Source organism: Sphingobacterium psychroaquaticum, from assembly GCF_004421025.1.
GTDB classification, from domain to species: domain Bacteria; phylum Bacteroidota; class Bacteroidia; order Sphingobacteriales; family Sphingobacteriaceae; genus Sphingobacterium; species Sphingobacterium psychroaquaticum.
Map to the genome: position 1 here is coordinate 740650 of NZ_CP038029.1, position 13534 is coordinate 754183.

Below are 13534 nucleotides of genomic sequence, written 5' to 3' on the forward strand. Positions count from 1 at the left end.
TAGTAGTATGCGGATACTTTTTATGTTTATAGGGCTTTTTATTACCGGGGGCCTTCTTCAATGTCAAGCACCGGATAGTAAGTTGTTGAAGACGAAAAGCCTGGTGTTGGTCCTTGATAATCTGCCTGTCGATAGTTGCAGTGTTCGTGTACATCATATTATTACGGGGGAAGAGGTATATCATAATAGCACCTATAAAATTGGAGATACCCTTTACATTCCGTCTATAGATGATGATATGTATATTGCGGTTTTTTCATGGCCCAAAACACTTATTTCACATCGTATTTTTCATAGCAAACAGTTTAATAAGGAAGAAGATGCAGATTATTTTGAGCTCACGAAACCTATTTTTCTTCAAGATAGGACCGATTCACTCTATAAAATATCCGTAGTAAACGATGTCACGCTGGAAGAAATTGAGTCCAGTGGAGCGGAAGTTATTGCATTTAAAAACCTGAACTGTAAGGCTTGTGATTTAGCCGATGAGTATTGGGCACTTTATAGTTCTTTTTTCAGTCGGAAGAAAGATCATATTGATAGTGTTCGACAAGTTTATTATAACAATGTTAAAGCCACAAACCTAGAAAAAGCACGCGAAAGTTATTTGTTGGTTAACGACCTAGAACGTAATTATCAGAAAGATGATATTTTAGATGCCGCTCTAATTAAAAAAATCAAATCTAACGAAGATAGTCAAGTATCTATGTTTTTTTTGTTCTATCAACTGTACAATCATCGTGATTTTGATAAGTTTAGAGGTGTATTCAATGGGATGTCTGGGGATGCCCGGAAAAGCAAATACTATAATATGGTTTATAAACAATATCACCCCGCCGGAGTTTAGTTTTAAAAGACGAGGTCTAAAATTTGAAATATTCTTGTCTATGCAAGACAAAATTTGACACTTCGTTGTTACGCTTTACTTTTATGTGAATGGAATCTGTATCATTTTCAATTCGATGTAGCATATACTTACAACTAGCCTCTTCATTTAAGTTTTCAAAACTTCGGTTATTAATCTGAAGTATAATATCTCCAATTTGCAATGGAGAATCGCTGTTTTCCACAACGGAAGATATAATGGGATGATTCTCATAGAATCGGTAACTAAAGCCATATGTTTTAAGAGAAGGCCTAAGATCGGTTCCTATTGCATCTAAATACACTTTGTTTCCCCACCAGTCGAGTATAAATACAAAATTCTTAAGAAATTTATTTCCAATAAGATTCGAGGCTCCCGTTTCAACGATGATGTTGCGAAAAGTATCCCGATGAATTTTAAAATCATCTGCTTTAATCTGATAAAAAATATCTTGTTTAGAAGTGCCGAAGGCGCCGACAGATTTGCTTCCTTTATAGCTGATATAATCGTATTGATCCAAGTCAGTCGGTCTTATCGTCGATAGAAATCCGGAGTACCCTGTGTCAAACGTAAAACCAAGTTTTCTGTTAAACAGCTCTGTTGCTATAACCGGAGTTTTGGTGTCCTTTGTTGTGAAGGGGAGCTCATATTGGTATCGATCGGACATAAAGCTAGTTCGTGTTTTAGTGGCTTCTGCTGTCCTCTTGCTGTAGTCGATGCGCCAAAAAAGTTTAGCCATCTGGTTGGCTCCTAATATACCATCCATTTGGAGACACTTAAATTCTGGACTTTCAAAATCGAGAACTATAGCACCAATATCGTGAAATGTAATAGCGCCGACATGCATCTCCGGAATCAGGGTGAAAATTTGCTGTTTACTGTTTTTCTGCGAATCTGTTACCTTGCCTTGTGCTTTTTTCTTTAGTCCAAGGTCTTGAAAAATCTGTGAAGAGATGACTGTGGGGGCACCTGTATCGAATAGGAAATTATACGTTTTACCTTCGATATTTACTTTTACAAAGGGCATATCACTAATGTAGTCCAGTTCTATAGTTTCTATATTGTTTTTTAATTCAGCCTGACCCGAATCAAAAATTTTTGATGTTGTGTTACAGTTCGTAAGTAGCATCAAAAAGGAAAGGAGTAACAATGCTCGCATATCGTTTTTTTGTTGTTCGTAGGTGTTAGGACAAATAGGTCAGTGGTTTTGTTTGTTCAGACCGAAGTACGCGCCATTTTACTGACTTGCGTTGTGGGTAAGGTGTATATCCTTATGTTATTTTGCTTAAGCGTTTTAGCTTATTGTTTAGCCAAACGATTGCATGCTTGTTGCATTTGTAATCATTCTCATTTGTGAATATATTCGAGCCTAACATACCAAAGAATCAATTATAGATCGGCCAGCTTTTTATCGAGACAGCCTATCTCCATTTTTTTAATACCAACGAATAATGAAAAACAAACGCTGGATCATTATGCTTCTCGGACTAAGTGCCATTGCGTGCCATACGAACAAGCGACTCGCTAACCATCTGCCGGCTCATATCTATATACAGCAAGAAGGCCGGGAAAACAAAGCGTGGAAGCTGATTTGGAGTGAAGATTTTAACGGAACAAAACTGGACACCACAAAATGGAGTCGTATTCCGGCAGGGACGGCAGACTGGAATCGGCATATGAGCCAAGACGATCGGTGCTTCCGGATGGAGCATGGCAAGCTGTATCTTTTAGGGATTAATAATCCGGATACGACCTACGATAAACGCCCCTTTTTAACTGGTGGTATATGGAGTAAAGGAAAATTTGCGTTTCAATATGGACGTGTGGAGATTAAGGCCAAATTAGGTAGCGCACAAGGTGCATGGCCTGCGATGTGGATGCTCGCTGAACTCGATAAATATGGTAAGTATCCGCGGAATGGCGAGATTGATATTATGGAGCATCTAAACTTCGATAACATTATCTATCAGACCACACATTCTTACTACACCTTAGACCTGGGTGAAAAGAAAAACCCTCCACATCACGGTACGGCTTCTGTGGATGCCGGTGTATTTAATGTATACGGTATTAGTTGGTATCCCGACAAGATTGTTTTTCAGCTTAATGGTAAAGATACATTTACGTATCCGCGGATGAAAGGTGTTGATCCTTCCCAGTGGCCATATGACCAACCGTTTTACCTGTTGATCGATCAGCAATTGGGTGGAAGTTGGGTTGGTAAAGTGCAGAAAGAACAGTTACCGGTAGAGATGGTTGTCGATTGGGTAAAAGTGTACCAATAATTTTTTTTCATTTTTTTAAATCGTTTTAGCTTTTGCATAATATTTCTATTGTATGGGCATCACCCTAACACTTAATTAAGGACAATGAAAGGAGGATCGTATATACCATAAGATAGCGTAATCAATTTAAACCAGATTTTAGACCTATTTGACAACTAAACAGACTAAACACAGATTGTTAAACCAAAGTCTAAATGAGTAAAATTATAAACCTATCAAAACATGGACTCCTTATTGGGGCGTCTTGTTTATTAGCACTGGATTCGAGCTATGCTACTTCTAAAAACCTAGATAAGTTTGCGCTAGCGACCGCGGAGTGGACGAGCACTTCAGCAAGATTGGCTTTTTATGCGCAGGATCTTATACAGGGTATTGTTACGGATGAGGCCGGCTTACCTATTGTTGGGGCTACTGTTAGTATTCAAGGAAAGACTATAGGCGAAAGCACGGATGCGAGCGGTAGATTCACCATTAAAGCGTCAAAGGGCGATATGCTTGTTGTTACATCTGTCGGCTATGTTCGTCAACACATTCAGGTTGTTGGTGGTGCGGTAAAGGTCATATTGAAGAGCAATGCCGAGAACCTAGACGAAGTGGTTGTCGTGGGGTATGGCAAGCAAAATAAATCGCTTGTAACGGGGGCCGTTTCACAAATTGGTGGTGAGGCATTACAAAATAGATCGATCTCTCGCGTGAGCCAAGCATTACAAGGGCAATTACCGGGATTAAATATCCAAACCGGAACGGGAGGAGGGGCTCCAGGTGCGACACAAAGTATTAACGTGCGCGGTTTTACTGGCTTGGGTACCACGGCGTCTCCTTTGATCGTCATCGACGGTATCCAAGGGGGAGATATAAATACAATTAATGCAGATGATATTGAGAGTATTTCTGTGTTGAAGGATGCGGCTTCTTCGGCTATCTATGGTTCCAGTGCACCTTATGGCGTTATCTTAATCACAACGAAACAAGGCAAGAAAGGGGCGAAGCCCGTAATCTCTTACAACAACAATTTGAGTTGGGCTGAACCGATCAACCTACCGAAAATGATGAATTCGTTAGATTTTGCGACGCTTTACAATGAGGCGGCCAAGAATGGCGGTAGAAGTCCCATTTTTAGTGAGGATGCGTTGGGCCGGATTAAATCGTATCTGGACGGATCGCTGAAAACGGAGACAATAGCCAGCACGTTGCCGGGGGCAAATGAGTATCTCGCTTGGGGGGAGAGTAATGCCAATAACGACTGGTTTAAGGTGTATTTCAAAGATCTATCCTTCAGTCAGCAGCATAATGTGAATGTTTCGGGAGGGTCTGATCATACGAAGTACTTTATAGGGCTCGGCTATAATGATCGGAATGGGATGTATAAGTTTGGTTCTGACGATTATAAACGATTCAATGTACGTACAAATATCACAACTACCATCTCGAAAATGCTTGATTTTAGCTTGCGTGGTAGTTTCTCCAAGGAGCTTGAGGATGGTCCGAATACGTATAGCGGAAAAACTGGAGGAAACTATATGCACCAGATCGCGCGTAAATGGCCGACTGTAGCATTGTTTAATCCTGATGGTAACTACTCTGATCCGAGTGACGTTTTGTTGCATAAAGATGGTGGGCGTCGCCGTACGACGGTTGACAAAGCGTTGCTGACAGGTGAATTTGTTTTTCGATTAGCACCGGGATGGACAGCTACGACGAACTACACGTTTGACGGAACATTTCAAGATCTGAATTCGCATACAAAGACGCTTTTCACGGTACGACCTGATGGTTCGCAGGCGCAGATCGGCGGGACATTTCCTAATGGTTTTAGCCGGTCAAATTATCGAGTAGAGCATCATATTATCAATGCGTTTACAAAGTATGATAAACAGGTTGATGATCACTTCTTCTCGGTGATGGGAGGTTATGTTCGCGATTTAAACTCCTACCAGTATTATGCAGCAAGTAACAATCAACTGTATTCAGATAATGTTCCTGCATTGAGTTTAACATACGGTGTAGCAGCGACGGTAAGTGATCAAGTGAGACGTTTGGCATCGGATGGTTTTTTTGGACGTTTCAATTATAATTACAAGGAAAAATATGTGTTTGAATTTAACGGACGTTATGATGGTACATCTCGATTCTTATCGGATGTACGTTGGAAATTCTATCCGGGAGTATCGGTTGGATGGAATGTGGATAAAGAAGCTTTTTTCGAAGCGGTTAAACCTGTTGTTTCGACTTTTAAGTTAAGAGCATCTTATGGATCATTGGGTGACCAGGGGTTCCTGGATACGCCAGATTCACCCCAATGGTACCCTTTCTATCCGAGTCTACAGACCACACGACCGACCTCTTCAAATTGGCTGTTTGGAGGCAATCAACAGGCTACTGTGGCGCCTCCCGGTTTAATCTATCCAGATTTAACTTGGGTTACCACGACTTCATTAAATATGGGGGCTGAGGTGAACTTCTTCCAAAACAAGTTGACCACTACATTTGATTGGTATATCAGAAAAGCCGATGATTTTGCGGGTCCTGCTGAGGCTCTTCCGGGGTTATTGGGCGCTACGCCACCACGGAAGAACAACGCTGGTATGGAAACACGTGGCATGGAGTTGAGTATTGGATGGCGCGATAAAGTAGGTGAGGTATCGTATGGAGTACGCGCTAATTTAAGTGACTATAAAGGTAAAGTTACGCGGTATCCAAATCCTGCAGGTCTGACAAATACGTGGTACGAGGGACAGGTGATGAACGATATCTGGGGGTATGAGACCTATGGTCTCTTCCAGAGTGCGGAAGAGGTGGCTGCTGCACCGAAGCAGGTGAAGATATCGGGCGAAACCTGGACACCAGGGGATGTGCGTTATGTTGACCTCAATGGCAATGGAGAAATTGATTTTGGTACGGGTACTCTTTCGAATCCGGGTGATAGACGCGTTATCGGAAATAGTACGCCGCGTTATGCATACGGTTTTACTGGAGATGCGGCTTACAAAGGTTTTGACCTTTCTTTCTTTATTCAAGGAATCGCGAAGCGGGATGCTTGGATTGGATCCAATTATTTCTGGGGTATTGTAGGTGATGAGTGGCAAAGTTCACCTTTTGATGTGCATCAGGATAGATGGTCGGCAGAGAATCCTGATGGATACTTCCCGAAATTTTATTTAACGGGGCAAAATGGGAAAAATACGGTGGCACAAACACGTTATTTACAGAATGCTTCTTACCTCCGATTGAAAAATCTTCAGGTGGGCTACAGTTTACCAAAGCAAATGCTTGAACGGATAGGTTTTGGGAAGGTTCGTTTTTATGTGAGTATCGACAATGTCTTCACGATAACAGATTTAATTAAGACGATGGATCCGGAATTGTCCATCAGTGATTCGAAGATCTATCCGCTACAGCGTACTTATGCAGCGGGCGTTAATTTTTCCTTTTAATATACTTTGATAAAAACTAAGATGAAACAGATTCATTTATATAGCCTTGTCGCGTTATTTTCCGTGATTTTTACGGGCTGTCAAAAAGATTTTCTTGACCGTACCCCCGAAACCAATATCAGTGATGCTGACTATTGGAAAACATCAAATGACCTGAAACTCTACGCGAATAATTTTTACAACAATTTACTTCCCAATTATAATGGATGGGGGAGTATTGGAATCTACGGCTTAGATGCGGATGGTAGTGACAATATGATTTATGTGACCTACAATTCGGCGATGAATGGCGAACGTGTTATTCCAGGGAGTGGAGGTGGATACGGGGCTTATGACGATTGGAGTATGTTGCGCAATATGAATTATTTTATGGCGAACTATACGAAAGTAACGGAACCGTTTGATAATGTGAAAACCTATGTTGGGGAAGCTCTTTTCTTTCGGGCATATTTCTACTTCTCAAAGCTTAAGTCCTTTGGCGATTTACCGTGGGTATCCAAGCCATTGGAGACCAGTTCTCCAGAGGTGTACAATGAGCGGTTGCCGCGGAACCAGATTGTGGACTCTATTCTTCAGGATTTGGATTTGGCGGTGAGCTACCTTCCAACAAAAGCACAGGCACAGCCTTCTCGTATTACAAAGGAAGTAGCGATGCTGTTTTTGTCGCGTATAGCGCTGTTTGAAGGTACGTGGGAAAAGTATCATCAAGGGACAGTTTTTGGCGTTTCAGGTTCCGATGGTCGTAAATATTTGGAAAAGGCCGCGGCCGTAAGTGGTGCGTTGTTGACCACATCAGGCGGTTATGGGCTTCATGATCTAGGGGATGATCCTTATGGATATTGGAAATTATTCAATAAAGTGGACTATACCGGGAACAATGAAATTATGTTGTGGCGAGCATTCAATATCAATTTAGGTTTGGGACACCGGTGGCACCGATATACCAATACAGGGGCTGGTCGCGGTTTGTCCAAAGATTTGGTCGATGCATACCTTTGCAAAGATGGTTTGCCTATCGGAGTGAGTAGTCTTTATAAAGGGGATGCTACGTTGCAGGATGTGGTTACAGATCGGGATCCGCGACTTAGACAAACTATGTATGTGAATGACGGTGAGCATGTCGTGACCAACAATAGGCCGAACGGATTGGCTCCGGCTCTCTTTATGTATCCTACTTTTGAGGTGGCTAATGAGAATAAATCTATTACAGGATATCAGGTGTATAAGGGGCATAATCCGGATTACAACCAGCAGCAAGATCAGGGGACAACGGGGCAGATTATCTTTCGTTTTGCTGAAGGCTTGCTTATCTATGCGGAAGCGCGTGCCGAATTGGGTTTGTTGAGCCAAGATGATCTGGACAAAACGGTCAATTTATTGCGTAAGCGAGTGGGAATGCCCAAGCTAATGTTAGGTGCTGTTACGACGGATCCAAATCAAGAATTTAAGGATCTTAGCCCTATTCTCAATGAAATCCGCAGGGAGCGTCGTGTGGAGTTGGCGGCTGAGGGTTATCGTGCTGATGATCTTTACCGTTGGGCCGCGATGGATGAAAAGATCATTGGAAAGCGCCAGAAAGGTGCGAAACGACAGCAGTGGGAAGTGCCTGGCGTGCCAGAAAACACTGCTAAAGCAGCTAAGAACCTTCCGATAGATGATAAAGGTTATATTGATTTCTATCAAAATGTGGGCGGCCTTAAAAATGGTTTTCAGTTTAATAAGGATCGCGACTACTTAAGTCCGATACCGGTTGATCAACTGACTTTGAACCCGAAGATTAAACAAAATCCGGGTTGGAAATAATAGAAAAATAGGTACAGGTTGGGGTGTATATTTATCCCACCCTGTATCCATAATATCCTACATACATGTATCAAATTTTTAAGAAGATCGCGCTGTTGCTGCTGGTTCTGTTAGGAGCGATAAACCTCGTCGCACAGCCGCACAAGAAACCTAATATCATTTATATCTATGCTGATGATATGGGGTATGGTGAGCTTGGCGCGTATGGACAAAAGTTAATCCAAACGCCACATTTGGACCAAATGGCGAACGAAGGAATTCGGTTTACGCAGCATTATACCTCGACTCCGGTTTGCGCGCCAGCACGTGCCATGTTGCTTACAGGGAAACATGGTGGGCATTCTTACATTCGAGGAAATTACGAGATGGGCGGTTTCCCGGATGATAAAGAAGGCGGACAGATGCCGCTGCCGGAAGGCATCTTTACCCTCCCAAAAATGCTGAAAGAGCACGGGTATACTACGGGAATAGTAGGGAAATGGGGTTTAGGTATGCATTTTACGACTGGTGATCCGCAGAAACAAGGGTTTGATTACGCCTATGGTTATTTGGACCAGAAGCAAGCTCATAACTATTACCCCACGCATTTATGGGAGAACGGGAAGTGGGATAGTTTGGCAAACCCTTATGTGTTCGTACATCAGCAGGTAAAACCCGAGGCTGCCGTTGATGCGGTATTTGATACGTTTTCGGGCAAAGAGTATGCTCCGGAAAAGATGACTGGAAAGGCGCTGAACTTTATTGCTCGGAACAAAGAGCACCCTTTCTTTCTTTATCTGCCATATACTATTCCACATGTGGCGCTGCAAGCCCCTAAATCGTATGTAGAAAAATACATCGGAAAGTTTCCTGGGGAGAAACCTTACTTAGGCAATCAAGGATATAACCCATCGAAGTATCCCTTGTCCACCTATGCGGCCATGATTACCTATCTGGATGATCAGGTCGGTCTTATTTTGGCCAAGCTGAAAGAGCTGGGGCTGGATGATAATACGATTGTATTATTTTCGAGCGATAACGGATCCACTTTTAATGGCGGTGTTAACCTTGGCTATTTTAATTTGACCGGCGGTCTACGCGGGACGAAGACAGAAGTTTATGAGGGCGGAATTCGAGTTCCTTTTATTGCGCGTTGGCCGAAGCAAATCGCTCAAGGTGTAGTCAGTGATTTTGTTTCTGTACAATATGATATGATGACGACCTTTGCGGATATTTTGAACATTCGGGATATTAAAACGGATGGTGTTTCTATCTTGCCGGTACTGCTTGGCCAGTCGGACAGACCCCAACGACCTTATATTTATTTTGAATACCCGGAGAATGGGGGGCAAATTGCGATACGGATGGGGCGTTGGAAAGGTGTTAAAGTGGATGTCCGTGCACGTGGCTATGTAAACAGTCCGTGGCAGATCTATGATCTGGAGACAGATCCTAAGGAAAGTCAGGATCGGTTCTTGGAGCAAACTGTATTGGCGCGTCAGTTCGACGAAATTGTGCGACGGGAACATCAACACGCACATATTAAGGAATGGGAATTTATTAATCCTAAATTTTAAATGTAAAAAGGGAGCGTCGCGGACAGACGTTCCCTTTTTGTTTGTACTGGTCGCCGCTTTACATGTTGATTGACTAGCAAAAAGATATCTCGAGACCAACCCATTAATATTTCAATCGTCGGGAGTCGATGGCCGTACTTATCGGGTAGATATCCTTATGCAGATCGATACCAGTTTCTTTTAAATCTTTTCCCAGTAACTTGGTTTCGGTACCCTCGATTTGAATCGTACGTTTTTTACTATCTATAGCGATTGTTGCCCAAAGTGGTTTTTCATAAATCAGCGTATGACGTAGCCATTTATGATCTTTGTAGAAATCTTCTCCAAAAGCATCGTTTCGAAAGCTTTCATCGACCCAATAATAGGAAGAGCTATTAATCTGAACATAATGGATTCCGTTAATTTCGTTATGATAGTTGAGGTGATGGTGACCAGAGAGTACTAAAATAACTTTTTTGAATCCAGCTTCTTTATTAATCTGTTCGAAAAGAAAGCGTACCTGCATTCCGTTAGACAGCCCTCCTTCTGTATTATCCAATCCTTGGTGACAGGAAATAACCGTTGGCAGTTTTGTCGTCTCCAGGTCTTTCCGGAGCCAGTCTAATTGTTCCTTTTCGATGGTTCTCGGATATCCTGGGATATTGGTGGATCGACTTTTTTCATTTCCATCGAGAACAACAAAATGAAAGCCTTCGCGATCAAAGGAGTAATATGGTGCCTGCATCCCCCAGAAATCTATAGTCTGTGCTTTGGTAAAGCCACCATCGGTATCATGGTTCCCCAGGGTATGGTAAGAAGGACCATTGAACTTTTTCCAAATATCCAGGAGTTTTTGGTTCTCCGGTTTAGGCATACAAAAATCACCCAATTGAAGGATAAAGTTTGGTTTTTCCTTATTCATTTGTGCTATAAACTGTTCCGCTCGCACTCCTGCATCGTGCATTAAATCAAAGTGTAGATCGCTGATAACGCCAAAGCGAACGGTGCCTTGTTGCGTTTGTGGAGCGGATGTCGCAAGTACTGCTGCTCGACTTGAGGTGGCTAACAGTGCGCCCAGGCCAGCAGCCCCAAGTTGAATAAATTTTTTACGGTCAATCATTATCTTATTGGTTATTATTTTGTTGATTTTTTCGTGATCACCCCACCTTGTAGTACATTTTATCGTAGTTTAAAACAAGAAACGGTCCCTGAAAAGTCCGCGACATAAACCTTATCTCCAACGATAGTTGGTTCGGCAAAGATCGGAGCACCCATGTTTATTTTTTGGATAAGTTTCCCCGTCTTATCTAAGACATAAAAGTAACCATCAGAAGCACCGAAGAATAGTTTTCCTTTGTGTTCAACTATACCCGATTCTACGGTTGCGACCGTTTTACGCTGGTCTGGCGTGCTGTAAGGCGCTGTATATACCAAAGCTTCACCGGTTGTGAAATGCCATTTTTCTTCTAGATTCGATCTACTGAACGCTTTAACGCCCCCGCTGGAGGTTGGCATAATAAGGAGATCTCCCATAACAAGGGGATCGGCCATTACTTTAAAATCATCTGTCTTTATGGACTTTGCATAGGTCTCTCCGGTTTTCGGATTTAATTTAAACAAACCATTTAATCCAGCGGTATACAACGTGTCTTGGTTTACTGTGACGCCTCCGCTACGAAAACGTAAACCATCTTGATCCCGCTTCCATAAAAGCTCTCCCGTTTCTTGTTTGTACGCAAAAAGAGCATTCCAATTAATACCGGCATAAATAACACCATCCGAAAGCCGTAATGCGGCTGCGGTCGCTTCGCCACCACCTGGTTCCTTGGCCTGCCACAGCACATTTCCCGAAGGAATATGCAATGCTTTTAGGTTTCTTCCCAATCCGGTATAGTAGATTTCCTTATCTATCGTAGGACCGCTTACAAAGGTGGGGATACCTGTCTTAGGGCGGCTATTCATCCAGTTGGTTGCTCCAGTATTTGTGTCTAGGGCATATACTTTACCTGTGACATCGGTCGCCAACAAAATGCCATTGTGGTGCTGAAGTACATGCTTGATGGAGTTGGTTGTTGGATATTTCCAGATTGTATTTCCAGTTGCGGCCTCCAGAGCTAAAAGCTTATTTTGCACACCGAAACCGTCATCCATGGTGCCGATAAATAGCTTGTCGTTCACGATTAAGGGACTTGTTTTCCAGATGTTTCCACCTATTGTTTTACGCCATACAGGTTGCAACATATCGTTTGATTTGCCTCTTGATGTTACGAGATCCATCTGGCGTATGTCTTGCGTACCGTTATTATAAGTCACGCTCACCGTGAGGGCGGTTGCCTTTCTTTTTGCATCGTTAAATTCTGCCTGCCAATGCCAACCTCCATCGGAGGAAAGAGGCACCGCTGCAACATGGTTGCCTGCTTTATCATAAAGGTCGGCTGCTACACCTTGAATGGTCCGCTCACTGTCATAGACGACAATATCCAATGGGAGGATGCCATTAGTAGTCGGTAGCACGGGCATCAATTCAATATGGCTGCGTATGTTGGTATACACCGGTTTGATGTTTTTAACGCCTTGATGGTCGATGTCGACCACCAGAAACTGACCTGCTGAGTTATCTATACCTCCTTTGTTTGGTGCGCCACTACAGACCACGTATACACCCGATTGTTGGAAGATATAATTGTTGTGCCAATGTCCATATAGCCAAGCCTTCAAGTTATATTGTTTGAGGTCAATACTTTCTTTTTCTCCTTTAAGGACGAAATCTGTGGCGGAAAAGAAGTCATGATTAATGAAGATCAATGGTTTTTTGGGGTCTTTTAAGGCGAGGTCTTTTTGCAACCAACGAATTACTTGATCTACGGTGTAACTCGGTTTGTAATCTCCTCCCGGCATTGGGGTAACTACGAAATGGGCCGGCCCTGCATCAAAGGAATAATAGGTAGGGCCAAATAGATCTTCAAAAAGTTTTTCTCCATATTCCCCTTTCACCAAATCATGATTTCCGACAGCATAGTACGTGGATAAGCCCATCAAGTCGCTCGTTATCTGGTTCGCATGAAAACGCATGCCTGGTTCATAGCAAATATCACCAGTATGCATCAAGACAGATACATTTTGTGCTTTTGCATAATTACGTACATTGTCTATCCAAGGTCCATACAACGATGTTTCTGTATCGGTTACCTGTATAAAACGGAGCACATCTAGGTTTTGTGAGTCGTCTTTTGTCAAGGCGAATTGATAGTCTTCTTTGCTGTTGACAGGTATATAATGGCGTTTGACGGCTTTATAGCCCGTAGGAATTGTTACCGATATAAATCGAGCGTCTGGGTTTTCGGGGAGCGTAAATGTACCGTCCTTTTTTGTCAAAACAACATGGTAACCATCGGATACGACGGTATTGAAAAGCCCTAGTTCGGCGGTCTCTTGCATATTGTTTTGATTGGTATCGTGAAATACCTTTCCCGATCGTTTCGCCAGCGCAGGTAGTGTAGCTATCGTAAAAGCAAGAAGAAAAAAATGTCGCATATTAAATTAAGATAGGAGTAAGGTTGCCTAAAGATACGGCTTGTTTTCAGGGACAAAGTGTGTTTTTAATGTCCAAAC

8 protein-coding genes are annotated in these 13534 nt (G+C 42.6%); 5 read left to right on the forward strand and 3 right to left on the reverse strand.

What is annotated here, in order from left to right; genetic code table 11:
• Positions 1-7: 7 nt before the first annotated feature.
• The gene (locus tag E2P86_RS03100; RefSeq protein WP_134430684.1) at positions 8-847 is read left to right on the forward strand and encodes a hypothetical protein; all 840 of its coding nucleotides are present in this window, start codon (positions 8-10) and stop codon (positions 845-847) included.
• 16 nt (positions 848-863) lie between these two features.
• Here E2P86_RS03100 and E2P86_RS03105 read toward each other — a convergent pair whose 3' ends face one another.
• Positions 864-2024 carry an aspartyl protease family protein gene (locus E2P86_RS03105; protein ID WP_134430687.1) on the reverse strand — a complete coding sequence of 387 codons (1161 nt, stop codon included), beginning with the start codon at positions 2022-2024 and terminating at the stop codon, positions 864-866.
• A gap of 292 nt (positions 2025-2316) precedes the next feature.
• On the opposite strand from E2P86_RS03105, the gene E2P86_RS03110 reads away from it, so the two are divergent.
• The 4 genes from E2P86_RS03110 to E2P86_RS03125 all read left to right on the forward strand — a co-directional run bounded on the left by E2P86_RS03110 (position 2317) and on the right by E2P86_RS03125 (position 9943).
• On the forward strand, positions 2317-3150 hold the full coding sequence (locus tag E2P86_RS03110) for a glycoside hydrolase family 16 protein (protein WP_085472179.1): 834 nt from the start codon (positions 2317-2319) through the stop codon (positions 3148-3150).
• Positions 3151-3344: 194 nt separating this feature from the next.
• Positions 3345-6584, forward strand: coding sequence for a SusC/RagA family TonB-linked outer membrane protein (locus tag E2P86_RS03115; RefSeq protein ID WP_134430690.1), 3240 nt, complete (start codon positions 3345-3347; stop codon positions 6582-6584).
• Between the two features lie 21 nt (positions 6585-6605).
• Positions 6606-8387, forward strand: coding sequence for a RagB/SusD family nutrient uptake outer membrane protein (locus E2P86_RS03120; protein WP_134430694.1), 1782 nt, complete (start codon positions 6606-6608; stop codon positions 8385-8387).
• A gap of 65 nt (positions 8388-8452) precedes the next feature.
• Positions 8453-9943, forward strand: coding sequence for an arylsulfatase (locus tag E2P86_RS03125; protein ID WP_134430697.1), 1491 nt, complete (start codon positions 8453-8455; stop codon positions 9941-9943).
• A 103-nt stretch (positions 9944-10046) separates the two neighbouring features.
• On the opposite strand, the gene E2P86_RS03130 is transcribed toward E2P86_RS03125, so the two are convergent.
• Together E2P86_RS03130 and E2P86_RS03135 are read right to left on the reverse strand one after the other, a co-directional pair.
• On the reverse strand, positions 10047-11042 hold the full coding sequence (locus E2P86_RS03130) for a metallophosphoesterase family protein (protein ID WP_134430700.1): 996 nt from the start codon (positions 11040-11042) through the stop codon (positions 10047-10049).
• A gap of 59 nt (positions 11043-11101) precedes the next feature.
• Complete coding sequence (locus E2P86_RS03135; RefSeq protein WP_134430703.1) at positions 11102-13456, reverse strand: outer membrane protein assembly factor BamB family protein; 2355 nt, start codon at positions 13454-13456, stop codon at positions 11102-11104.
• Positions 13457-13534: the final 78 nt, after the last annotated feature.

Coding starts and splice junctions, on each gene's coding strand:
- E2P86_RS03130 (WP_134430700.1), bottom strand. CDS start 11,042: ATGATTGACCGTAAAAAATTTATTCAACTTGGGGCTGCTGGCCTGGGC.
- E2P86_RS03100 (WP_134430684.1), top strand. CDS start 8: ATGCGGATACTTTTTATGTTTATAGGGCTTTTTATTACCGGGGGCCTT.
- E2P86_RS03125 (WP_134430697.1), top strand. CDS start 8,453: ATGTATCAAATTTTTAAGAAGATCGCGCTGTTGCTGCTGGTTCTGTTA.
- E2P86_RS03110 (WP_085472179.1), top strand. CDS start 2,317: ATGAAAAACAAACGCTGGATCATTATGCTTCTCGGACTAAGTGCCATT.
- E2P86_RS03120 (WP_134430694.1), top strand. CDS start 6,606: ATGAAACAGATTCATTTATATAGCCTTGTCGCGTTATTTTCCGTGATT.
- E2P86_RS03135 (WP_134430703.1), bottom strand. CDS start 13,456: ATGCGACATTTTTTTCTTCTTGCTTTTACGATAGCTACACTACCTGCG.
- E2P86_RS03115 (WP_134430690.1), top strand. CDS start 3,345: ATGAGTAAAATTATAAACCTATCAAAACATGGACTCCTTATTGGGGCG.
- E2P86_RS03105 (WP_134430687.1), bottom strand. CDS start 2,024: ATGCGAGCATTGTTACTCCTTTCCTTTTTGATGCTACTTACGAACTGT.